This window comes from Escherichia albertii (assembly GCF_028622335.1).
Lineage (GTDB): Bacteria > Pseudomonadota > Gammaproteobacteria > Enterobacterales > Enterobacteriaceae > Escherichia > Escherichia albertii.
Window position 1 is genome coordinate 1,786,174 of the sequence record NZ_CP117568.1, and the last position, 23,314, is coordinate 1,809,487.

General features: G+C 51.7%; 23 protein-coding genes, 5 tRNA genes and 1 pseudogene. 13 read left to right on the forward strand and 16 right to left on the reverse strand.

Going from position 1 to position 23,314, the window contains the following annotated elements; genetic code table 11:
- Nucleotides 1–36 precede the first annotated feature (36 nt).
- The 5 genes and pseudogenes from emrR to PS053_RS08710 all read left to right on the forward strand — a co-directional run.
- A complete protein-coding gene (gene emrR, locus PS053_RS08690; RefSeq protein ID WP_000378445.1) occupies nt 37–567 on the forward strand; it encodes a multidrug efflux transporter EmrAB transcriptional repressor EmrR in 531 nt (176 codons plus the stop codon).
- A 126-nt stretch (nt 568–693) separates the two neighbouring features.
- The gene (gene emrA / locus PS053_RS08695; protein ID WP_010338431.1) at nt 694–1,866 is read left to right on the forward strand and encodes a multidrug efflux MFS transporter periplasmic adaptor subunit EmrA; all 1,173 of its coding nucleotides are present in this window, start codon (nt 694–696) and stop codon (nt 1,864–1,866) included.
- A 16-nt stretch (nt 1,867–1,882) separates the two neighbouring features.
- Nucleotides 1,883–3,421 carry a multidrug efflux MFS transporter permease subunit EmrB gene (gene emrB / locus PS053_RS08700; RefSeq protein ID WP_001187290.1) on the forward strand — a complete coding sequence of 513 codons (1,539 nt, stop codon included), beginning with the start codon at nt 1,883–1,885 and terminating at the stop codon, nt 3,419–3,421.
- 177 nt (nt 3,422–3,598) lie between these two features.
- Nucleotides 3,599–4,057 carry an IS200/IS605-like element IS200C family transposase gene (tnpA, locus tag PS053_RS08705; RefSeq protein WP_000526135.1) on the forward strand — a complete coding sequence of 153 codons (459 nt, stop codon included), beginning with the start codon at nt 3,599–3,601 and terminating at the stop codon, nt 4,055–4,057.
- A 112-nt stretch (nt 4,058–4,169) separates the two neighbouring features.
- Nucleotides 4,170–4,437, forward strand: a pseudogene (locus tag PS053_RS08710) (AAA family ATPase); the annotation flags it as partial.
- Nucleotides 4,438–4,631: 194 nt separating this feature from the next.
- Here the strand turns inward: PS053_RS08710 and luxS are convergent.
- From luxS to pncC, 14 genes are all read right to left on the reverse strand, one after another.
- Nucleotides 4,632–5,147, reverse strand: coding sequence for an S-ribosylhomocysteine lyase (gene luxS, locus PS053_RS08715; RefSeq protein ID WP_001130206.1), 516 nt, complete (start codon nt 5,145–5,147; stop codon nt 4,632–4,634).
- A 149-nt stretch (nt 5,148–5,296) separates the two neighbouring features.
- Nucleotides 5,297–6,853, reverse strand: coding sequence for a glutamate--cysteine ligase (gene gshA / locus PS053_RS08720; RefSeq protein ID WP_085456536.1), 1,557 nt, complete (start codon nt 6,851–6,853; stop codon nt 5,297–5,299).
- 72 nt (nt 6,854–6,925) lie between these two features.
- Complete coding sequence (locus PS053_RS08725) at nt 6,926–7,354, reverse strand: YqaA family protein (RefSeq protein ID WP_001287448.1); 429 nt, start codon at nt 7,352–7,354, stop codon at nt 6,926–6,928.
- Nucleotides 7,351–7,917, reverse strand: coding sequence for a fructose-1-phosphate/6-phosphogluconate phosphatase (gene yqaB / locus PS053_RS08730; protein ID WP_059215906.1), 567 nt, complete (start codon nt 7,915–7,917; stop codon nt 7,351–7,353). Before yqaB ends, PS053_RS08725 begins: the two co-directional genes overlap by 4 nt.
- 280 nt (nt 7,918–8,197) lie before the next feature.
- Nucleotides 8,198–8,274 (reverse strand) — tRNA-Arg (locus PS053_RS08735).
- A gap of 198 nt (nt 8,275–8,472) precedes the next feature.
- Nucleotides 8,473–8,549: transfer RNA gene (locus PS053_RS08740), tRNA-Arg, on the reverse strand.
- A 197-nt stretch (nt 8,550–8,746) separates the two neighbouring features.
- Nucleotides 8,747–8,823: transfer RNA gene (locus PS053_RS08745), tRNA-Arg, on the reverse strand.
- Nucleotides 8,824–8,886: 63 nt separating this feature from the next.
- Nucleotides 8,887–8,963 (reverse strand) — tRNA-Arg (locus tag PS053_RS08750).
- Nucleotides 8,964–8,966: 3 nt separating this feature from the next.
- Nucleotides 8,967–9,059: transfer RNA gene (locus PS053_RS08755), tRNA-Ser, on the reverse strand.
- Nucleotides 9,060–9,374: 315 nt separating this feature from the next.
- Nucleotides 9,375–9,560 carry a carbon storage regulator CsrA gene (gene csrA, locus PS053_RS08760; RefSeq protein ID WP_000906486.1) on the reverse strand — a complete coding sequence of 62 codons (186 nt, stop codon included), beginning with the start codon at nt 9,558–9,560 and terminating at the stop codon, nt 9,375–9,377.
- A 234-nt stretch (nt 9,561–9,794) separates the two neighbouring features.
- Nucleotides 9,795–12,425: an alanine--tRNA ligase gene (gene alaS / locus PS053_RS08765; RefSeq protein ID WP_256878888.1), complete on the reverse strand. Its 2,631-nt coding sequence runs from the start codon at nt 12,423–12,425 to the stop codon at nt 9,795–9,797.
- A gap of 128 nt (nt 12,426–12,553) precedes the next feature.
- Nucleotides 12,554–13,054: a recombination regulator RecX gene (recX, locus tag PS053_RS08770; RefSeq protein ID WP_000140494.1), complete on the reverse strand. Its 501-nt coding sequence runs from the start codon at nt 13,052–13,054 to the stop codon at nt 12,554–12,556.
- A 239-nt stretch (nt 13,055–13,293) separates the two neighbouring features.
- The gene (gene recA, locus PS053_RS08775) at nt 13,294–14,355 is read right to left on the reverse strand and encodes a recombinase RecA (RefSeq protein WP_000963142.1); all 1,062 of its coding nucleotides are present in this window, start codon (nt 14,353–14,355) and stop codon (nt 13,294–13,296) included.
- Between the two features lie 79 nt (nt 14,356–14,434).
- Nucleotides 14,435–14,932: a nicotinamide-nucleotide amidase gene (pncC, locus tag PS053_RS08780; RefSeq protein ID WP_000132228.1), complete on the reverse strand. Its 498-nt coding sequence runs from the start codon at nt 14,930–14,932 to the stop codon at nt 14,435–14,437.
- A 181-nt stretch (nt 14,933–15,113) separates the two neighbouring features.
- Between pncC and PS053_RS08785 the strand changes: the two genes are divergently transcribed.
- Nucleotides 15,114–15,353, forward strand: a complete 240-nt coding sequence (locus PS053_RS08785) for a hypothetical protein (protein ID WP_000985460.1) — start codon at nt 15,114–15,116, stop codon at nt 15,351–15,353.
- Nucleotides 15,354–15,391: 38 nt separating this feature from the next.
- Here the strand turns inward: PS053_RS08785 and mltB are convergent, their stop codons facing one another.
- Nucleotides 15,392–16,477: a lytic murein transglycosylase B gene (mltB, locus tag PS053_RS08790; RefSeq protein WP_000476838.1), complete on the reverse strand. Its 1,086-nt coding sequence runs from the start codon at nt 16,475–16,477 to the stop codon at nt 15,392–15,394.
- Nucleotides 16,478–16,732: 255 nt separating this feature from the next.
- Here mltB and srlA point away from each other — a divergent pair, with 255 nt between their 5' ends.
- The 7 genes from srlA to gutQ all read left to right on the forward strand — a co-directional run bounded on the left by srlA (nt 16,733) and on the right by gutQ (nt 21,690).
- The gene (gene srlA / locus PS053_RS08795) at nt 16,733–17,296 is read left to right on the forward strand and encodes a PTS glucitol/sorbitol transporter subunit IIC (protein ID WP_054412055.1); all 564 of its coding nucleotides are present in this window, start codon (nt 16,733–16,735) and stop codon (nt 17,294–17,296) included.
- Nucleotides 17,293–18,252, forward strand: coding sequence for a PTS glucitol/sorbitol transporter subunit IIB (gene srlE, locus PS053_RS08800; protein WP_000148888.1), 960 nt, complete (start codon nt 17,293–17,295; stop codon nt 18,250–18,252). Before srlA ends, srlE begins: the two co-directional genes overlap by 4 nt.
- A 10-nt stretch (nt 18,253–18,262) precedes the next feature.
- Nucleotides 18,263–18,634 (forward strand): PTS glucitol/sorbitol transporter subunit IIA, encoded by a 372-nt coding sequence (gene srlB, locus PS053_RS08805; protein WP_000216201.1) that lies wholly within the window; start codon nt 18,263–18,265, stop codon nt 18,632–18,634.
- Between the two features lie 3 nt (nt 18,635–18,637).
- Complete coding sequence (srlD, locus tag PS053_RS08810; RefSeq protein ID WP_256878887.1) at nt 18,638–19,417, forward strand: sorbitol-6-phosphate dehydrogenase; 780 nt, start codon at nt 18,638–18,640, stop codon at nt 19,415–19,417.
- A gap of 115 nt (nt 19,418–19,532) precedes the next feature.
- Nucleotides 19,533–19,892, forward strand: a complete 360-nt coding sequence (gene gutM, locus PS053_RS08815) for a transcriptional regulator GutM (RefSeq protein WP_095574163.1) — start codon at nt 19,533–19,535, stop codon at nt 19,890–19,892.
- Between the two features lie 66 nt (nt 19,893–19,958).
- Nucleotides 19,959–20,732, forward strand: coding sequence for a glucitol operon DNA-binding transcriptional repressor SrlR (srlR, locus tag PS053_RS08820; RefSeq protein WP_256878886.1), 774 nt, complete (start codon nt 19,959–19,961; stop codon nt 20,730–20,732).
- On the forward strand, nt 20,725–21,690 hold the full coding sequence (gene gutQ, locus PS053_RS08825; protein WP_059258182.1) for an arabinose-5-phosphate isomerase GutQ: 966 nt from the start codon (nt 20,725–20,727) through the stop codon (nt 21,688–21,690). Before srlR ends, gutQ begins: the two co-directional genes overlap by 8 nt.
- Here the strand turns inward: gutQ and norR are convergent.
- Entirely contained in the window at nt 21,687–23,201 is a 1,515-nt protein-coding gene (gene norR, locus PS053_RS08830) for a nitric oxide reductase transcriptional regulator NorR (RefSeq protein WP_044710908.1), read from the reverse strand. The two genes, gutQ and norR, sit on opposite strands and share 4 nt — an antisense overlap.
- Nucleotides 23,202–23,314 lie beyond the last annotated feature (113 nt).

Consider the following 23,314-nt stretch of genomic DNA (forward strand, 5'->3'; position numbering starts at 1 on the left):
TACTATATCGGCTGAAATTAATGAGGTCATACCCAAATGGATAGTTCGTTTACGCCCATTGAACAAATGCTAAAATTTCGCGCCAGCCGCCATGAAGATTTTCCTTATCAGGAGATTCTTCTGACTCGTCTTTGTATGCACATGCAAAGCAAGCTGTTGGAGAACCGCAATAAAATGCTGAAGGCTCAGGGGATTAACGAGACGTTGTTTATGGCGTTGATTACGCTGGAGTCTCAGGAAAATCACAGTATTCAGCCTTCTGAATTGAGTTGTGCTCTTGGATCATCCCGTACCAATGCGACGCGTATTGCCGATGAGCTGGAAAAACGTGGTTGGATCGAGCGTCGTGAAAGCGATAACGATCGCCGTTGCCTGCATCTGCAATTAACGGAAAAAGGTCATGAGTTTTTGCGCGAGGTCCTACCACCGCAGCATAACTGCCTGCATCAACTCTGGTCTTCACTTACCGCAAGTGAGAAAGATCAACTCGAGCAAATCACCCGCAAATTGCTCTCTCGTCTCGACCAGATGGAACAAGACGGTGTGGTTCTCGAAGCGATGAGCTAACGCGTCATCTCGCTCAAAAATCCAGATTTATAAAAGAAAAACTGACCGGCCAGCATCGTAACGTGCTGGCCTTTTTGGCAAGCAGGTCGGCTCAGCCGATGAGTTAAGAAGATCGTGGAGAACACTATGAGCGCAAATGCGGAGACTCAAACCCCGCAGCAACCGGTAAAGAAGAACGGCAAGCGTAAACGCCTGCTACTCCTTCTCACCTTGCTCTTTATTATTATTGCCGTAGCGACAGGGATTTATTGGTTTTTGGTACTGCGTCATTTTGAAGAAACTGATGACGCATACGTAGCAGGGAATCAGATTCAGATTATGTCTCAGGTGTCGGGTAGCGTGACAAAAGTCTGGGCCGATAATACCGACTTTGTGAAAGAAGGCGATGTATTGGTCACTCTCGACCCGACGGATGCCCGTCAGGCGTTTGAAAAAGCCAAAACGGCGCTGGCCTCCAGCGTGCGCCAGACCCACCAGTTAATGATTAATAGCAAACAGTTGCAGGCGAATATTGAGGTGCAAAAAATCGCCCTCGCGAAAGCACAGAGCGACTACAACCGCCGTGTCCCGCTGGGCAACGCCAACCTGATTGGCCGCGAAGAGCTGCAACACGCCCGCGACGCCGTTACCAGCGCCCAGGCGCAACTGGATGTCGCCATCCAACAATACAATGCCAATCAGGCGATGATTCTGGGGACTAAACTGGAAGATCAGCCTGCGGTGCAACAGGCCGCTACCGAAGTACGTAATGCCTGGCTGGCACTGGAGCGTACTCGTATTGTCAGCCCGATGACCGGTTATGTCTCTCGCCGTGCTGTACAGCCTGGTGCGCAAATTAGCCCGACAACGCCGCTGATGGCAGTGGTTCCAGCCACTAACATGTGGGTCGATGCTAACTTTAAAGAGACGCAAATTGCCAATATGCGTATCGGTCAGCCGGTCACCATCACCACCGATATTTACGGCGATGATGTGAAATACACCGGGAAAGTGGTCGGTCTGGATATGGGTACGGGTAGCGCGTTCTCACTACTTCCGGCGCAAAATGCCACCGGAAACTGGATCAAAGTCGTTCAGCGTCTTCCTGTTCGCGTCGAACTGGACCAGAAACAACTGGAACAGCACCCGCTGCGTATCGGTTTATCCACGCTGGTAAGCGTCAATACGACTAACCGTAACGGTCAGGTACTGGCAAGCACAGTGCGCTCCACTCCAGTAGCGGTAAGTACCGCCCGTGAAATCAGCCTGGAACCTGTCAATAAACTGATCGACGACATCGTAAAAGCTAACGCTGGCTAATCCAGAGGTGTGTGTGATGCAACAGCAAAAACCGCTGGAAGGCGCGCAACTGATCATTATGACGATTGCGCTGTCGCTGGCGACATTCATGCAGGTGCTGGACTCCACCATTGCTAACGTGGCGATCCCCACTATCGCCGGAAATCTGGGCTCATCGCTCAGTCAGGGAACGTGGGTAATTACCTCTTTCGGGGTGGCGAATGCCATCTCGATCCCCCTTACCGGCTGGCTGGCAAAGCGTGTCGGGGAAGTAAAACTGTTCCTCTGGTCGACCATCGCTTTCGCCATTGCTTCGTGGGCGTGTGGTGTCTCCAGCAGCCTGAACATGCTGATCTTCTTCCGCGTGATTCAGGGGATTGTCGCCGGACCGTTGATCCCGCTTTCGCAAAGTCTATTGCTGAATAACTACCCGCCAGCTAAGCGTTCTATTGCGCTGGCGTTGTGGTCGATGACGGTGATTGTCGCGCCAATTTGCGGCCCAATCCTTGGTGGTTATATCAGCGATAATTATCACTGGGGCTGGATCTTTTTTATCAACGTGCCAATTGGCATAGCAGTAGTGTTGATGACGCTGCAAACCCTGCGCGGACGCGAAACCCGTACCGAACGGCGGCGAATTGATGCCGTGGGGCTGGCACTGCTGGTGATTGGTATCGGCAGCCTGCAGATTATGCTCGACCGGGGTAAAGAACTGGACTGGTTCTCATCACAGGAAATTATCATTCTCACGGTGGTGGCTGTGGTGGCTATCAGTTTCCTGATTGTCTGGGAACTGACGGACGATAACCCGATAGTTGACCTGTCGTTGTTTAAGTCGCGCAACTTTACCATTGGCTGCTTATGTATCAGCCTCGCCTATATGCTTTACTTCGGCGCTATTGTTTTACTTCCGCAGTTATTACAGGAGGTCTACGGTTACACGGCGACGTGGGCAGGGTTGGCGTCTGCGCCGGTAGGGATTATTCCGGTGATCCTGTCGCCGATTATTGGCCGCTTCGCACATAAACTGGATATGCGTCGACTGGTAACCTTTAGTTTTATTATGTATGCCGTCTGCTTCTACTGGCGTGCGTATACCTTTGAACCGGGTATGGATTTCGGCGCGTCGGCCTGGCCGCAGTTTATCCAGGGCTTCGCAGTGGCTTGCTTCTTTATGCCGCTGACCACCATTACGCTGTCTGGTTTGCCGCCTGAACGGCTGGCGGCGGCGTCAAGTCTCTCCAACTTTACGCGAACACTGGCAGGGTCCATCGGTACGTCCATCACCACGACCATGTGGACCAATCGCGAGTCGCTGCACCATGCGCAATTGACCGAGTCAGTGAATCCGTATAATCCGAACGCCCAGGCGATGTACAGTCAACTGGAAGGGCTGGGGATGACGCAACAACAGGCATCTGGCTGGATTGCCCAGCAGATCACCAATCAGGGGCTGATTATTTCCGCCAATGAGATCTTCTGGATGTCAGCCGGGATATTCCTCGTCCTGCTGGGGCTGGTGTGGTTTGCTAAACCGCCATTTGGCGCAGGTGGCGGCGCAGGCGGCGCGCATTAATGTTATCAAAGGGAGCTACGGCTCCCTTTTTGTTGTGCACAGAAAACCCCCAGCTAGGCTGGGGGTTCTGGAAAGCTTTCAGCTTTGAGCCAGTTATTAAAACCCCTTTTGATTTGTTAAAACACCTTGCGGTCTGGCAACTGCAAGTGTCAAACAAGAAATCAAAAGGGGGTCCCAATGGGGAACGAAAAGAGCTTAGCGCACACCCGATGGAACTGTAAATATCACATAGTTTTTGCGCCAAAATACCGAAGACAGGTGTTCTACAGAGAGAAGCGTAGAGCAATAGGCAGTATTTTGAGAAAGCTGTGTGAGTGGAAAAGCGTACGGATTCTGGAAGCTGAATGCTGTGCAGATCATATCCATATGCTTGTGGAGATCCCGCCCAAAATGAGCGTATCCGGCTTTATGGGATATCTGAAAGGGAAAAGCAGTCTGATGCTTTACGAGCAGTTTGGGGATTTGAAATTCAAATACAGGAACAGGGAGTTCTGGTGCAGGGGGTACTACGTCGATACGGTGGGTAAGAACACGGCGAAGATACAGGATTACATAAAGCACCAGCTTGAAGAGGATAAAATGGGAGAGCAGTTATCGATTCCCTATCCGGGCAGCCCGTTTACGGGCCGTAAGTAAGGAAGTTGGATGCAAATGTCAGATCGTGTGCGCCTGTTAGGGCGCGGCTGGTAAGAGAGCCTTACAGGCGCATTTGAAAAACCTCCGGCTATGCCGGAGGATATTTATTTTGCTCATCTTACGCCAGAAAAAGCCGTTCGTCTGGAATGCGACAAACATTACCCCGCCAGCTGCGTAGCCAGCTCATCAGTCTGTTTACGGCTTATGGTGCACGGGCAAAAATCGTTTATCTGGAAGTACCATGGGCGCAATGGAAGCAGCAAAATGCCAGGCGCAAGTATGCGGTGCCTGAAGCGGTCGTGATGCGAATGGCCTCAAGGCTGGAAGTTCCTCAACCAGATGAAGCGCATAGTGTGGAATATCGGGTGACTGATCGGTAAAAACAGGCTGTGATATTCGTATATTGCTGACAAATTGCTCGCGGTTTGATGCCGGATGCGGCGCGGACGCCTTATCCGGCCTACAATAGTGAGAAAATTCAATAAATTGAGATTTCCACGTAGGCCTGATAAGCATCGCGCATCAGGCAAGCCAGGCAGTGATATCACCGCCCGACTTCTTCTGCCTGAGCTAACTAGATGTGCAGCTCCTGCAACTTCTCTTTCGGCAGCGCCAGCTCTTCGTTACTGTTGATACGCACGCCACGCTCCAGAATATTACGGGCGATATCCTGCGCTTCCTGCAACGAATGCATCTGATAAGTGCCACACTGGTAGACGTTCAGCTCCGGGATCTGATTCTGATCCTGCACTTTCAGCACGTCTTCCATTGCCGCTTTCCAGGCATCAGCGACACGCTGCTCATCTGGCGTACCAATCAGACTCATATAAAAACCGGTGCGACAGCCCATTGGCGAGATATCGATAATCTCTACGCCATTGCCGTTAAGATGGTTACGCATAAAACCAGCAAACAGATGTTCCAGAGTATGGATGCCTTTTTCTGGCATCACTTCTTTGTTCGGTACGCAGAAGCGCAGATCGAACACGGTGATTGCGTCGCCATGCGGGGTGTTCATTGTTTTCGCCACCCGAACTGCAGGCGCTTCCATCCGGGTATGATCGACTGTGAAGCTATCTAACAACGGCATTTAGCCACCTCCGGTAATTTTTTTAAAAATTTTCTGAACTCTTTCTTCCCAGGCGAGTCTGAGTATATGAAAGACGCGCATTTGTTATCATCATCCCTGAATTCAGAGATGAAATTTTGGCCACTCCCGAGTGGCCTTTTTCTTTTCTGTCAGGCGTGCTTTTCCAGCCACACCGCAAACGGCTCAGCATCTGCGGCTTCCATTTCCTGCTGACGACGTTTTGATGCCTCACGCTCGGCAACAAAATCCTCTTCGCGCAGAATTTCCAGCGGCTCTTCACGCAGCAGGTTACGGTATGCTTCAGCAAACGCTTTGCCCGTTCCGCCAATACCAGTATCAATCATAGACCTTAAGATACGAGCAGAGAAAGTCAGATCGGGATTATCAAAGCTGGCGACCAGTTCATCACACACTTTCTGGTACGCTTCGCCGCCGTTAATGCTATCCAGCGTTTGCGCAACACGTTTCAGATCGCGGAACAGATCTTTACCCACCTGCGACAGCGGGAACTGCGCGGTTTCACAACCGATGCCCAGCGTCAGGCCTGGTTTGCGACCTTCGAGGATCACCCGGTTCCAGTTAACACGTGTACAGGCAAGTTCACTACTGCTCATTTCCGGTGCATCAGCCAGCGCACACCAGACCATAAACAGGTCGAGGAATCGCACCTGCTGCTCATCTACACCAATCGGCGAGAACGGGTTGATGTCCAGCGAACGCACTTCAATATATTCAATGCCGCCACGTAACAACGCATCAGATGGCGATTCGCCGCTGCGGGTAACGCGTTTCGGGCGAATCGGCGCATATAGCTCGTTTTCAATCTGCAGCACATTGCTGTTGATTTGCAGCCGCTTGCCGTCTTTCTCTATACCAATCTTCGCGTACTCTTCCGACGGCGTTTTGATTGCCTGTTTAAGGCCCGCTACGTACTCGTAAAGATCGTTGAAGGTAATACCAAGATTGCTTTGCGATTTATTGGTATAGCCAAGATCGCTCAAACGAAGAGAGGTCGCATACGGCAGGTAGTACATACCGCACTCGGTTTTTTCAAACGGCAGCGACGTCGGTTTACCTTGCAGGAATGAAGAGCAAATTGCTGGAGATGCGCCAAACAAGTAAGGAATAACCCAACCGAAGCGATAGTAGTTACGGATAACGCGGAAATAGCCCGCAGAAATTTTCTCTTTGGCGTCTTCGCCCGAGATATCGCCGCACTTCGCTTGCCAGAATGCCATTGGCAAAGAGAAGTTGTAGTGCACGCCGGAAATGGTTTGCATCAGAGCGCCATAGCGATTTTTCAGCCCTTCACGGTACAGCGTTTTAAAGCGACCGGTATTTGAAGTGCCGTACTGTGCCAGTTTGATATCCTGACCTTCTGCGATGTAGCATGGCATACTCAACGGCCACATCCGCTCATCGCCCATGTTGCGCGCCGTATAACGATGCAGATCGCGCATAAAAGTCAGCATATGTTCAATATCGCCATCCACTGGTGTGATAAATTCCAGCAATGCTTCGGCAAAATCGGTAGTTATCCATTTATGCGTCAATGCGGAACCTAATGCTTCAGGATGACCTGTTGTTGCCAGTGTGCCATCGGCATTTACACGTAAAGTTTCGCGCTCCAGCCCACGCTGTATCCCCTTTAAAGCCTGAGGATGTTTTTCCAGCCAAGCCAGCGCCTGTGATACGTCCGGGATCAAATTGACCTCCCGCCTGTCAAAATCGTTTTAATTAGCATAACTGTAATGGTGGCCATGTGTGCAGGCCTACAATTAGTGCCACCACATCATGCCCTGAACGGTGGCTGCTGCAATCGCAACATAGCGCAACGCTTTACCAAGGCACAAAAAAATGATTACTGGTCCCCAGGAAATGCGCATCCATCCCGCTAACAGACACAGTAAATCGCCAACCACTGGCATCCAGCTAAGTAATAGTGTGACTGCGCCATAGCGTTTCAGCCAGCCGGTGGCTTTCTCTTGCCAGCGCGATGTTTCGCGCAATGGAAAGAAGCGCCCAAGGATAACGTTAGTTAGCCCTCCAAGGCTATTACCCATTGTTGCTGTTAATACTAAAACCCAGGGATGACTCACCCCGGAAAGCAACATTGCCACCAGAACTATTTCGGAATTACCGGGTAATAGTGTAGCGCTGAGAAAACTGCTGGCAAACAACGAGAAGAGCGATAACGCTTCACTCACAACAAGCGAACATCCACAGCGTCCATACCTGCGGCGCGAGCTGCCTGAATACCGAAATCAGCATCTTCAAAGACCACGCACTGAGCTGGCTGCACGCCCATATGTTGTGCACACAACAAAAATGTGTCTGGCGCAGGTTTATGGTGTTTGACGTGATCAGCGGCAACGACCGTGTCAAAGTAACGGCGTAATCCCAGATGCGTTAACAGCGCCTCTGCTATCGCGCTTTCGCTCCCCGTACCGACAGCCATAGGCCGACGGCCGTACCAACTTTTCACCACTTCAACAAGTGGCAGAGGCTCGACGCTATCCAGCAACATACTTCTTACTGCCTCTGTTTTTTCACGCGCCAGCGCATACGGGTCGAGATCGGCCTGATTCAATTCAATGATCGCCTGAGCAATTCGCCAGGTGGGCGAGCCATTAAGCGCAATCATCGCCTGAACATTGTACCGAAGACCGTAACGCCCTAATACTTCGCGCCACGCTTTACGGTGTGTCGGTTCCGTATCCAGGATAGTGCCATCCATATCAAAAATTAAACCTGCATAACGCTCGTACATGGTCTTCTCGCAAGTCGAAAAATATGACGCTACTTTAGCGTAATTGCTTGATTTTGTCGCTGATGGCGAAGGAGAAGAATATTCAGGAAATGGAGAAAACAGTTATTTAGAAATGAGAGATTTTTTGAAGGAAATTTTTAGAGAAGATGGTGCATCCGGGAGGATGACTCACTGGCGTTCGCCCTTCGGGTCGTTGCTGAAGCAACGTTATCCTTCCTGGTGCAGGAGGTCGTTACCGCCACCTCTTCCATATCTTCATCGCTGAAAATTACGGAGAAAATGGTGCATCCGGGAGGATTCGAACCTCCGACCGCTCGGTTCGTAGCCGAGTACTCTATCCAGCTGAGCTACGGATGCATCGGAAAACTTATTTTACTGCTGATATTGATATCAGCTACTAAAGCCATATCAAGTAAGAGATGGTGCATCCGGGAGGATTACTCGCCTTGCGGCTCGCCCTTCGGGCCGTTGCTGAAGCAACGTTATCCTTCCTGGTGCAGGCGGTTGTTACCGCCACCTCTTCCATATCTTCATCGCTGAAGATTACGGAGAATATGGTGCATCCGGGAGGATTCGAACCTCCGACCGCTCGGTTCGTAGCCGAGTACTCTATCCAGCTGAGCTACGGATGCATCGGAAAACTTATTTTACTGCTGATATTGATATCGCTACTAAAGCCATATCAAGTAAGAGATGGTGCATCCGGGAGGATTACTCGCCTTGCGGTTCGCCCTTTGGGCCGTTGCTGAAGCAACGTTATCCTCCCTGGTGCAGGCGGTTGTTACCGCCACCTCTTCCATATCTTCATCGCTGAAGATTACGGAGAATATGGTGCATCCGGGAGGATTCGAACCTCCGACCGCTCGGTTCGTAGCCGAGTACTCTATCCAGCTGAGCTACGGATGCATCGGGAAACTTACTTTACTGCAGATTTTTGATACCGCTACTAAAGCCGCATCAAGTAAAAGATGGTGCATCCGGGAGGATTCGAACCTCCGACCGCTCGGTTCGTAGCCGAGTACTCTATCCAGCTGAGCTACGGATGCAAATGGCGGTGAGGCGGGGATTCGAACCCCGGATGCAGCTTTTGACCGCATACTCCCTTAGCAGGGGAGCGCCTTCAGCCTCTCGGCCACCTCACCACACGCCTCTTACGAGTGCTTCGAAGAACTTGTTTATCGCTCATCGTCGCTGCGTGGCGCACATATTACTTTCTGAGACTTATAAGTCAAACAATTTTTCCTACACTTTTATCGTTTGCACACTTCACGCGCAATTAGTCTGTAAAAACGTCAAAAAGAGTGTTTTATCAACAGAAAAATGGGCGTCTGGCGGATAGCAGTAATACAAAAAAGTGGAGACTTAAGTTGAATGAACGGGAGTAACGCGAAAAGAAAATGAAGTGAAGGAGAAATTTTGAGGGTGCGTCTCACCGTTAAAGATGAGACGCGGAAAGATTAGTAACTGGACTGCTGGGATTTTTCAGCCTGGATACGCTGGTAGATCTCTTCACGGTGAACAGAAACTTCCTTCGGGGCATTTACGCCAATACGTACCTGGTTGCCCTTTACCCCTAAAACTGTCACGGTGACCTCATCCCCAATCATGAGGGTCTCACCAACTCGACGAGTCAGAATCAGCATTCTTTGCTCCTTGAAAGATTAAAAGAGTCGGGTCTCTCTGTATCCCGGCATTATCCATCATATAACGCCAAAAAGTAAGCAATGACAAACACATTACATCTAAGCAGTCATGGCATTACATTCTGTTAAACCTAAGTTTAGCCGATATACACAACTTCAACCTGACTTTATCGTTGTCGATAGCGTTAATGCGAATGCCGCAGATTCGCTTCACGGCATTGCCTGACGCTTATATTATTGCAATTTCGCGCTGACCCAGCCTTTCACACTGGCTAACGCTGCAGGTAAGGCCGCAGCATCCGTACCACCGGCTTGCGCCATGTCAGGACGTCCACCACCTTTGCCGCCCACCTGCTGAGCGACCATACCAATCAGTTCCCCTGCTTTCACACGATCTGTGACGTCCTTAGATACGCCTGCAATCAGAGAAACCTTGCCTTCGGCTACCGTTGCCAGCACGATAATTGTCGACCCCAGCTGATTTTTTAAATCGTCAACCATGGTACGCAACATCTTCGGCTCAACACCGCTAAGCTCGCTAACCAACAGCTTAACACCATTAACATCAATTGCCTTACTGGAAAGATTTGCGCTCTCCTGTGCGGCAGCTTGTTCTTTAAGCTGTTGTAACTCTTTTTCCAGTTGACGCGTACGTTCCAGTACTGAACGCACTTTATCAGCCAGATTATTGCTATCGCCTTTCAGCAGATGTGCAATTTCGCCTAAACGATCGCTATCTGCATGAACGGTGGCGATAGCGCCTTCTCCGGTTACCGCCTCGATACGACGAACGCCTGCAGCAGTACCCGATTCAGAAATGATGCGGAACAGACCGATATCACCGGTGCGGCTGGCGTGAGTACCGCCACACAGCTCGGTGGAGAAATCGCCCATGCTCAGCACGCGTACGCGCTCATCATACTTCTCGCCAAACAGCGCCATCGCACCTTTCGCTTTCGCTGCCTCAAGATCCATGATGTTGGTTTCGATAGGCAGGTTGCGACGAATCTGTGCGTTCACCAGGTCTTCGACCGCACGAATCTCTTCTGGTTTCATCGCTTCGTTGTGTGAGAAGTCGAAGCGCAGCACTTTGTCATTAACCAGCGAACCTTTCTGCGATACGTGAGTACCCAGAACCTGGCGCAGCGCAGCGTGCATCAGGTGCGTTGCGGAGTGATTCAGACGAATACGAGCGCGACGAGCCTCATCAACATCAGCCTGCACCGCGTCGCCCACTTTCAGAGAACCCGCAGCAAGTTTACCGATGTGACCAATCGCCTGGCCGTATTTCTGCGTATCTTCCACCGCACAGGAGAAGTTAGCGCCTTTCAGTTCGCCTTTATCGCCAACCTGGCCGCCTGATTCCGCATAGAATGGCGTTTGATCCAGCACGACAACCGCTTCCTGACCTGCGTTGATAACATCAACCGCTTTGCCATCGACAAACAGCGCGGTCACTTTGCCGCTCAGTTCCAGATGGTCATAGCCTTTAAATTCAGAAGCGCTGTCGACACGGATCATCGCATTGTAGTCCGCACCAAAGCCGCTGGCTTCGCGCGCGCGACGACGCTGCTCTTCCATTGCCGCTTCAAAACCGGCTTCATCGACTTTGATGTTGCGTTCACGGCAAACGTCAGCCGTCAGATCAACCGGGAAGCCGTAGGTATCGTACAGACGGAAAGCGGTTTCGCCATCCAGCGTATCGCCAGAAAGTTTCGCCAGCTCTTCGTCCAGCAGCGCCAGACCGCGTTCCAGCGTGCGGGCAAACTGCTCTTCTTCGGTCTTCAGCACCTGTTCAACCAGCGCCTGCTGGCGTTTCAGGTCTTCACCCGCAGAGCCCATAACGTCGATCAGCGGACCAACCAGTTTGTAGAAGAAGGTTTCTTTCGCGCCGAGCATATTGCCGTGACGGACTGCGCGACGAATGATACGACGCAGTACATAACCACGGTTTTCGTTGGACGGCATTACACCATCCGCGATCAGGAACGCACAAGAACGAATGTGGTCAGCGATTACGCGCAGCGATTTGTTGCTCAGATCGGTCGCGCCGGTCACTTTCGCTACCGCCTGGATCAGCGTACGGAACAGGTCGATGTCATAATTAGAGTTAACGTGTTGCAGCACCGCAGCAATACGCTCAAGACCCATACCAGTATCTACAGACGGCTTCGGCAGCGGTTCCATCGTACCATCTGCCTGGCGGTTGAACTGCATGAAGACGATGTTCCAGATCTCAATGTAACGGTCGCCGTCTTCTTCCGGGCTTCCCGGAGGCCCACCCCAAATGTGGTCACCGTGATCGTAAAAGATTTCGGTGCACGGGCCGCACGGACCAGTGTCACCCATCTGCCAGAAGTTGTCAGATGCGTATGGCGCACCTTTGTTATCGCCGATGCGAATAATACGTTCGCGCGGGATACCGACTTCTTTTTCCCAGATTTCGTAGGCTTCGTCGTCGCTTTCATAGACGGTAACCCACAGACGCTCTTTCGGCAGGCCAAACCATTTTTCGCTGGTCAGCAATTCCCATGCAAACTGAATGGCATCGTGTTTGAAGTAGTCGCCGAAGCTGAAGTTGCCCAGCATTTCGAAGAAGGTATGGTGACGCGCGGTGTAACCGACGTTTTCCAGGTCGTTGTGTTTACCACCTGCACGCACACAGCGCTGGGAGGTCGTTGCGCGGGAATAATTACGCTTGTCGAGCCCAAGGAACACATCCTTGAACTGGTTCATCCCGGCGTTGGTAAACAACAAAGTTGGGTCGTTATGGGGTACCAGGGAACTGCTGGCAACTACCTGATGTCCCTTACTATGGAAAAAGTCGAGAAACGCCTGACGGATCTCAGCGGTGCTCTTGCTCATAATTATCCTGAAATCAAGCTAACGAAATATCGTTACCAACAGTAGCGCGTCGTTAACCGCCCGGCTGGTAACTGAAAAGTGGGAATAAGATAAGTTTTCTTGACTGGGAAGTAAAATCCCGTATGCGTTCAGTCAGCAAAATTTCGCCAAATTTCCTGGATATCCTCCATCAGATAGCCACGATAGAGCAGAAAACGCTGGATCTTAACTTTTTCTGAAAAGAGAACTGGCAGCGGTTCACCATATTTTCGTGTCGCCTGGTTACGAGCCAGTTCGCACCAGTCGATGTCACATTCACGCATTGCTTTTTCTGTCGCTTCGCGGGAAATGCCCTTCTGGTTCAGTTCCTGACGGATTCGCGCCGGACCATAGCCTTTGCGGCTACGGCTGGCAATAAAACGTGCGACAAAGCGGCTGTCATCAAGATAGCCATGTTCATAGCACCAGGCGATAACGCGTTCGTAATCCTCTGCCGTGGCATCAATCTCTTCCGGGCCATTTTTGCCCATAATCGGTGCCGCGAGTTTACGTCGCAGTTCTTGCTCACTGTGATCGCGTACCGCCAGAATGCGCACCGCACGGTCCAACAGACGAGCATATGCCGGGCGACGGGGTGTGGATTCTGTCATGGCATATCCTTACAACTTAAAAAGCAAAAGGGCCGCAGATGCGACCCAGGTTTTGCTGACAAAGTGCGCGTTGTTTATGCCGGATGCGGCGTGAGCGCCTTATCCGTCCTACAAACCGTGCAACTTCAATACATTGCAGAGAACATGTAGGCCTGATAAGGCGTAGCACATCAGGCAATTTTGCGTTTGTCATCCGTCTCAGAGTCGCAGATGCGTCCCTTGTGTATCAAACAAGACGATTAAAAATCTTCGTTAGCTTCTGCTACGCCTTCGCTGTCATCTACAGAGAAATCCGGCGTTGAGTTCGGGTTGCTCAGCAGCAGCTCACGTACTTTCTTCTCGATCTCTTTCGCGGTTTCCGGGTTGTCTTTCAGCCAGGCAGTCGCATTTGCTTTACCCTGACCGATCTTCTCGCCTTTGTAGCTGTACCACGCGCCAGCTTTCTCGATCAGCTTCTCTTTCACACCCAGATCAACCAGTTCGCCGTAGAAGTTGATACCTTCGCCGTAGAGGATCTGGAATTCAGCCTGTTTAAACGGCGCAGCGATTTTGTTCTTCACCACTTTCACGCGGGTTTCGCTACCCACCACGTTTTCGCCCTCTTTCACCGCGCCGATACGACGGATGTCGAGACGAACAGAGGCGTAGAATTTCAGCGCGTTACCACCGGTAGTGGTTTCCGGGTTACCGAACATCACACCAATTTTCATACGGATCTGGTTGATGAAGATCAGCAGCGTGTTGGACTGCTTCAGGTTACCCGCCAGCTTACGCATCGCCTGGCTCATCATACGTGCCGCAAGGCCCATGTGAGAGTCGCCGATTTCACCTTCGATTTCCGCTTTCGGCGTCAGTGCCGCTACGGAGTCAACAACGATAACGTCTACTGCGCCAGAGCGCGCCAGGGCGTCACAGATTTCCAGCGCCTGCTCGCCAGTGTCCGGCTGGGAACACAGCAGGTTGTCAATATCGACGCCCAGTTTACGAGCATAGATAGGGTCCAGCGCGTGTTCAGCATCGATAAACGCACAAGTTTTACCTTCGCGCTGTGCTGCGGCGATCACCTGCAACGTCAGCGTGGTTTTACCGGAAGATTCCGGTCCGTAAATTTCGACGATACGGCCCATCGGCAGACCACCTGCCCCAAGTGCGATATCCAGTGAAAGCGAACCAGTAGAGATGGTTTCCACATCCATGGAACGGTCTTCACCCAGGCGCATGATGGAGCCTTTACCAAATTGTTTCTCAATCTGGCCCAGTGCTGCCGCCAACGCTTTCTGTTTGTTTTCGTCGATAGCCATTTTTACTCCTGTCATGCCGGGTAATACCGGATAGTCAATATGTTCTGTTGAAGCAATTATACTGTATGCTCATACAGTATCAAGTGTTTTGTAGAAATTGTTGTCGCAGCGTCTGTAATGCATACGCCGTCGCCTGACGACGCACCGCATCACGGTCGCCGCTGAAGCATTCCCGGCGAGTAATGCCTTCGCCGCTGGCAGAAGCGAAAGCAAACCAGACCGTACCAACAGGCTTCTCTTCGCTGCCGCCATCTGGCCCGGCGATACCACTGATAGACACGGCATAATCAGCACGAGCCGCTTTCAGTGCACCTATCGCCATTTCCACCACGACAGGTTCACTCACCGCGCCATGCTGCGCCAGCGTCTCTTCGCGTACGCCGATCATCTGCGCTTTGGCTTCGTTGCTGTAGGTGACGAATCCACGTTCAAACCAGGCGGAACTGCCGGCAATATCGGTAATCACTTTCGCTACCCAACCGCCAGTACAAGACTCAGCAGTTGTTACGGTTGCGCCACGGGCTTTCAGCGCCAGCCCAACCTGTTCACTTAACTGCATCAGTTCACTGTCAGTCATCACAACCTCTGTCAGTCAAAAATTTATGCCGGACAAGATAGCACTTTCCCGCAAAAGATGGGGACGAGCGATTCATTTTACGAGTCGCGTTCCGAAAAAAGACTGTTGCGGCCAGTCGGTAAAGAAAAAGCGCTACCATGCCGCGTTCACATTGATATGTATTCACAGGGAGAGAATAGCAATGGCAATAAAGAAAACGGATAACACCCCACAAAACGTGCTCAAACAAACCACACAAATGCGTATGTGGGTCATCATTGGCGGCATCAGCGCACTGATTTCCGTGATATGTAAGGTTTTATCTTCTGGCTATCTTGAACCTTTTGACTTCGGTCAGGCTGCGTTAGGCGTTGTCTGCCTGGGATATGCGATATCGCTGTCGAAAAAAATCAAGCAATTACGCCATTCGAATAAACAGTAAGATAACAGAGGGAAGTTTAACCTCCCTCTTGCAAATAGTTACTGCACGCGCGCCAGCGCCACGGCTTGTCCTAACTGCCAGACCGCCATTGCGTAATGGGTGCTGTGGTTGTAACGGGTGATGGTGTAGAAGTTCGGCAGACCATACCAGTACTGGTAACCGGTGCCAACATCCAGACGCAGCAAGCTGGCCTGCTGATGATTCCCCAGCGACTGCTGCGGCGTTAGTCCAGCTGCGGCAAGTTGTGAAATGCTGTACCTGGTTTTGAAACCATTCGGTAAGCCTGGCGCCTGACCGTTTGCCATCACCGCCACCTGATCGCCTTTCACCCAGCCGTGCGCTTTGAAATAGTTCGCTACACTACCGATGGCATCAACCGGATCCCACAGGTTGATATGCCCGTCACCGCTGAAATCCACCGCATATTGTTTGTAAGACGATGGCATAAACTGACCGTAACCCATCGCACCTGCAAAGGAACCTTTCAGATTGAGCGGATCGTCCTGCTCGTCGCGCGCCATCAGCAGGAAGGTTTCCAGCTCACCTGAAAAATATTCCGCGCGGCGAGGGTAATTAAATGACAGCGTTGCCAGCGCATCGAGAATGCGAGTTTTCCCCATCACGCGTCCCCAACGGGTTTCAACGCCGATAATCCCGACGATAATTTCCGGTGGAACACCATACACCTGCCACGCGCGATTCAGTGCATCTTCATATTGATTCCAGAAAACCACGCCATTTTGCACGTTATCCGGGGTAATAAATTTTTTGCGATAGCGCAACCATGCGCCGTTCGGGCCAGATGGCGGCTTCACCGATGTGGTTGGCGCCTGGTTATCCATCAGCCGCAGTACCGAATCCAGACGTTTCGCCTGGGAGAGAATTTCCTGCAACTGCTGACGATCGAAGCCATGTTTGTTCACCATTTTGTCGATGAACTGCTGAGCATTCGGGTTATTGGCGAAGTCACCACCCATCTGCATCACGTTGTGCTGCGGCTCAAGCAGGAAGCCGCCGGACGGCGTTCCAGTGGTCGTTTCAGTCTCTGTCGGTTTTGGCTTGCTGCTACAGGCGGCAAGCAACACAAAAAGGGGAAGCAATGTTACATAACGACGCTTGAACATGAGGGGTCCATTTAACAAATTCAACCAGGGGCAAGTATGGTAAAGCATCCCGCCCCGCACAAGGAAGCGGTAGTCACTGCCCGATACGGACTTTACATAACTCAACTCATCCTCCTCACTATCCTTTCCCACAAACTTTCAAATTAAAATATTTATCTTTCATTTTGCGATCAAAATAACACTTTTAAACCTTTCAATCTGATTAGATTAGGTTGCCGTTTGGTAAAAAAACAATAAATCCTGAAGGAGAGAACAATGATAGAAACCATTACTCATGGCGCAGAGTGGTTCATCGGGCTGTTCCAGAAAGGCGGAGAGGTGTTTACCGGTATGGTGACCGGCATTCTTCCGCTGTTGATTAGCCTGCTGGTTATCATGAACGCACTGATTAATTTTATCGGTCAGCATCGTATTGAGCGCTTTGCTCAACGTTGTGCCGGTAACCCTGTTTCCCGTTATCTGCTGCTACCGTGCATTGGTACGTTTGTCTTTTGTAACCCAATGACCTTAAGTCTGGGTCGCTTTATGCCGGAAAAGTACAAACCCAGCTACTACGCTGCGGCCTCTTATAGCTGCCACTCAATGAATGGTCTCTTCCCCCATATCAACCCTGGCGAACTGTTTGTTTATCTTGGCATTGCCAGCGGTCTGACAACACTGAATCTGCCACTTGGCCCACTGGCGGTGAGTTATCTGCTGGTTGGTCTGGTCACCAACTTCTTCCGCGGCTGGGTGACCGATCTGACCACCGCCATTTTTGAGAAAAAGATGGGCATTCAGCTTGAACAAAAAGTTCACCTGGCAGGAGCAGCATCATGACGCATATTCGGATCGAAAAAGGAACGAGTGGCTGGGGCGGCCCGCTTGAGCTGGAAGCCACGCCGGGGAAAAAAATCGTCTATATCACCGCCGGTACACGTCCTGCAATTGTCGACAAACTGGCACAGCTTACCGGTTGGCAGGCTATCGACGGATTTAAAGAAGGTGAACCCGCGGAAGCGGAAATTGGTGTTGCGGTAATAGACTGTGGCGGCACATTACGCTGCGGCATTTATCCGAAACGGCGTATTCCCACTATCAATATCCACTCAACGGGCAAGTCCGGTCCACTGGCGCAGTACATCGTGGAAGATATTTATGTCTCCGGGGTGAAAGAAGAAAACATCACTGTAGTGGGTGACGCAACTCCACGACCCTCTGCTGTGGGCCGTGACTACGATACCAGTAAGAAAATCACCGAACAAAGCGATGGTTTACTGGCGAAAGTGGGTATGGGCATGGGGTCTGCCGTTGCTGTGCTGTTCCAGTCTGGCCGCGACACCATCGACACCGTATTAAAAACTATTCTGCCGTTTATGGCGTTCGTCTCGGCGCTTATTGGCATCATTATGGCTTCTGGCCTTGGTGACTGGATTGCCCATGGTCTTGCTCCGCTGGCCAGTCACCCACTGGGGCTGGTCATGCTGGCGCTCATCTGCTCCTTCCCACTGCTTTCGCCTTTCCTCGGCCCAGGCGCAGTTATCGCGCAGGTTATCGGCGTATTGATTGGTGTGCAGATTGGCCTTGGCAATATTCCGCCGCATCTGGCTTTACCGGCGCTGTTTGCCATCAACGCGCAGGCAGCCTGCGACTTCATCCCGGTCGGTTTGTCGCTGGCTGAAGCCCGTCAGGACACGGTTCGCGTCGGTGTCCCTTCTGTACTGGTGAGCCGCTTTTTAACCGGCGCGCCGACTGTACTGATCGCCTGGTTTGTCTCCGGTTTTATCTATCAATAGAGGCAGAAACATGACCGTTATTTATCAGACCACCATCACCCGTATCGGCGCGAGTGCCACTGACGCCCTCAGCGACCAGATGCTCATCACCTTTCGTGAAGGCGCGCCTGCGGATCTCGAAGAGTATTGCTTCATTCATTGCCACGGCGAGTTGAAAGGTGCACTCCATCCCGGTTTGCAATTTTCTCTCGGGCAGCATCGTTATCCGGTAACTGCCGTTGGCAGCGTGGCAGAAGACAACCTTCGCGAGCTGGGTCATGTCACCCTGCGCTTCGATGGTTTAAACGAAGCGGAATTTCCGGGCACTGTCCATGTGGCAGGCCCTGTACCCGACGATATCGCGCCGGGATCGGTTTTGAAGTTTGAATCTGTTAAGGAGTAAAAAATGAATCAGGTTGCCGTTGTCATCGGTGGTGGGCAAACCTTAGGCGCGTTTCTGTGTCACGGTCTGGCTGCCGAGGGGTATCGCGTGGCGGTTGTCGATATTCAGAGCGACAAAGCTGCAAATGTGGCGCAAGAAATTAACGCCGAATATGGTGAAGGAACAGCGTACGGTTTTGGTGCTGACGCCACCAGCGAGCAGAGCGTTCTGGCGCTCTCTCGTGGGGTAGATGAAATCTTTGGTCGCGTGGATTTACTGGTCTACAGCGCCGGAATTGCAAAAGCAGCCTTTATCAGCGATTTCCAGCTTGGAGATTTTGACCGCTCGCTACAGGTAAATCTGGTGGGCTATTTCCTGTGTGCGCGTGAATTTTCGCGTTTGATGATCCGCGACAGTATTCAGGGACGCATTATTCAGATCAACTCAAAATCCGGCAAAGTGGGCAGCAAACACAACTCTGGTTACAGCGCAGCGAAATTTGGTGGCGTCGGGCTGACTCAATCACTGGCGCTGGATCTGGCGGAATACGGCATTACGGTGCATTCGCTGATGCTCGGTAACCTGCTGAAATCGCCTATGTTCCAGTCACTGTTGCCACAATACGCGACCAAGCTGGGTATCAAACCGGATCAAGTCGAGCAGTATTACATCGATAAAGTACCGCTCAAACGCGGCTGCGATTATCAGGATGTGCTGAATATGCTGCTGTTCTACGCCAGTCCTAAGGCGTCGTACTGCACCGGACAGTCAATCAATGTCACCGGTGGTCAGGTAATGTTCTGATCAACAGCGGAGATCCGTTAAGGATCTCCGCAAGACTGATGACAAACGCAAAACTGCCTGATGCGCTGCGCTTATCAGGCCTACAGGACTTCCGCCACTACATTAAGGAGAAGTTATGGTATCCGCTCTCATCACCGTCGCCATTATCGCCTGGTGTACGCAACTGGCCTTAGGTGGCTGGCAAATTTCTCGTTTTAACCGTGCCTTCGACACACTATGCCAGCAAGGGCGGGTTGGCGTGGGACGTTCCAGCGGGCGCTTTAAACCACGGGTCGTGGTCGCCATTGCGCTGGACGATCAGCAGCGCATCGTCGACACCTTGTTTATGAAAGGACTGACCGTCTTCGCCCGACCGCAAAAAATTCCCGCAATTACCGGCATGCATGCGGGTGATTTACAGCCCGATGTGATCTTTCCCCATGATCCACTATCACAGAATGCTCTATCATTGGCGCTTAAACTGAAACGTGGATAATTTCGTTGTGAATGTTACTTGCTTGCGAAGTTATCATTTTGAAACCTAAATCAGGTAATCACGCCCATGAAACCTCGTCAGCGTCAGGCCGCCATTCTGGAGTATCTGCAAAAGCAGGGTAAATGCTCGGTTGAAGAATTGGCGCAATACTTTGACACCACAGGCACAACCATTCGCAAAGATCTGGTCATTCTGGAACATGCCGGAACCGTCATTCGTACTTATGGCGGAGTGGTGTTGAATAAAGAGGAATCCGATCCGCCTATCGATCATAAAACGCTTATCAACACCCACAAGAAAGAGCTGATTGCAGAAGCTGCCGTTGGTTTTATTCATGATGGCGATTCGATCATTCTTGATGCCGGCAGTACTGTTTTGCAAATGGTCCCCCTGCTCTCGCGCTTTAATAACATCACGGTGATGACCAACAGCCTGCATATCGTCAATGCGCTATCCGAACTGGATAACGAACAAACCATCCTGATGCCTGGTGGCACATTTCGCAAAAAATCGGCCTCATTTCACGGGCAACTGGCAGAGAATGCCTTCGAGTATTTCACCTTCGATAAATTGTTTATGGGCACCGACGGCATCGATCTCAATGCGGGCGTAACCACCTTCAATGAGGTCTTTACCGTCAGTAAAGCGATGTGTAATGCCGCGCGCGAAGTGATTTTGATGGCTGACTCATCGAAGTTTGGTCGTAAAAGCCCCAACGTGGTTTGTAGTCTTGAAAGCGTCGATAAGCTGATTACCGACGCAGGTATCGATCCAGCGTTTCGTCAGGCGCTGGAAGAAAAAGGGATCGACGTGATCATAACCGGAGAGAGCAATGAGTGAAGCACTACTGAACGCGGGACGTCAGACGTTAATGCTGGAGTTGCAGGAAGCAAGCCGTTTACCAGAACGTCTGGGCGATGATTTTGTTCGCGCCGCCAATATCATCCTGCACTGCGAAGGCAAAGTGGTGGTTTCGGGAATTGGTAAATCGGGCCACATTGGTAAGAAAATCGCTGCAACGCTTGCCAGCACCGGCACCCCGGCTTTTTTTGTCCATCCGGCAGAAGCACTGCACGGCGATCTGGGGATGATTGAAAGCCGCGATGTGATGCTGTTTATCTCTTACTCCGGTGGCGCAAAAGAGCTGGATCTGATTATTCCGCGTCTGGAAGATAAATCTATCGCGCTGCTGGCGATGACCGGCAAACCGACGTCACCGCTGGGCCTGGCGGCGAAAGCGGTGCTGGATATCTCCGTAGAACGCGAAGCCTGCCCGATGCACCTTGCGCCGACCTCCAGCACCGTCAATACCCTGATGATGGGTGACGCGCTGGCAATGGCGGTCATGCAGGCGCGCGGTTTTAATGAAGAAGATTTTGCCCGTTCACATCCAGCCGGAGCGCTGGGCGCTCGCTTGCTGAACAAAGTGCATCATCTGATGCGCCGTGATGACGCCATCCCACAGGTGGCGTTAAATGCCAGCGTGATGGACGCAATGCTGGAACTCAGTCGCACCGGTTTAGGTCTGGTGGCAGTGTGCGATGATCAACAACTGGTGAAAGGCGTCTTTACCGACGGTGATTTACGTCGCTGGCTGGTTAGCGGCGGCGCACTCACCACGCCAGTCAATGAAGCGATGACGGTCGGCGGCACCACGTTGCAGGCACAAAGCCGCGCCATCGACGCCAAAGAAATCCTGATGAAGCGCAAAATCACCGCCGCACCGGTAGTGGATGAAAACGGCAAACTCACCGGCGCAATTAACCTGCAGGATTTCTATCAGGCCGGAATAATTTAATCTTTCAATCCCAGACGTTTCGCCAGCCGATGCAGGTTGGCGACGTCGGTTTCCAGCATCCGCGCGCTGGCGGCCCAGTTGTGATGATTTTGTGCCAGTGCCTGGCGAATGGTTTCACGCTGGAACTCTTCTGTCGCTTCACGCAGATTTTGCTTAACGACGGGCATTGTCATCACTTCTGGCGACGGCAACGTCACCTCAGGAAAAGCAAAATGTTGCGCCTCAAGAACCACTTCATCGCCGCTGCGGGTCGCTCTCGCCAGCACCACCGCCCGATGAATAGCATGTTCCAGTTCGCGCACATTCCCCGGAAAACTGTAATGTTGCAGTAAATTTTGCGCACTGGCACTTAACACCACGCGGGAAAGCCCCAGCCGCAGACGACACTGCTCGCAAAAATACCCCGCCAGCAGAATGACGTCATCGCCCCGCTCACGCAGCGGCGGCACTGAAAGCGGAAAGACGCTCAGACGATGGAACAAGTCGGCGCGAAATCGCCCTGCAAGCACCTCTTCGCGTAAGTCACGGTTAGTCGCCGCCAGCACGCGCACATCCACGCGCAAACTGCGGTCATCGCCAACGCGCTGAATATCGCCATACTGCAACACCCGCAGTAGCTTGGCCTGCAATGCCAACGACAATTCGCCAATCTCATCCAGAAACAGCGTGCCGTTATCCGCCATTTCAAACTTCCCACTGCGGTTACTGATAGCACCAGTAAACGCCCCTTTCACATGCCCGAACAGTTCACTTTCCGCCACGCTTTCCGGCAGTGCGGCACAGTTGAGATAGACCAGCGGATTCACCGCCCGCGGCGAGGCTTCATGAATCGCTTTCGCCACCAGCTCTTTACCGGTTCCTGTTTCACCGCTAATTAAAACGTTGAGATCGGACGCCGCTACAATCTCAATCTCTTTTTTCAACTGCATCATGCCAGGGGACAAACCAATCATCTGCGTCGCTTTCACTGCTTCAAACGGCGCGGCATGACCCGGCAGCATATTCTGACTTTCCAGTTGTTCAATCAGCAACGCATTGCTTAACGCCCCCGCCGCCAGCGCGGCAATCAGCCGTAACTCTTCATCGCTGAAAACATCAAACTGATCGGGCTGCATCCCGTCCAGCGTCAATGCGCCGATCAGGTTTTGCCCGGCAAACAACGGCAAACCAACGCAGGCATGAACTTTCAGACTCTCCTGCCCGGGAATCAAACCGTCATAGGGATCGGGCAATTCGCTGTCTGCGGGAAAACGCACCACATCCCCGGCGCGGGCAATCGCTTCCAGCCGCGGATGACCTTCCAGCGCAAAGCGCCTGCCGAGCACATCTTTCGCCAGCCCGTCGATGGCGAGCGGAATAAACTGCCGCGAGTCGTAACGCAGCAACGCGGACGCATCACACTCCAGCACCTGACGCAACGTGGTGATCAGGCGCTGAAAACGATCCTGATGACCAATCCCGCGCTGCAATTCGATGGCGATATTCGCCAGCACATCAACGGAAAAACTCATCTTTGCCTCACTGTCAATTTGACTACAGATATTGTCATATCGACCATTCTATTGATAGTCATTTTGACTACCCATTAATGAGCATAAATTAATTTATTATTTAAAAACAATTA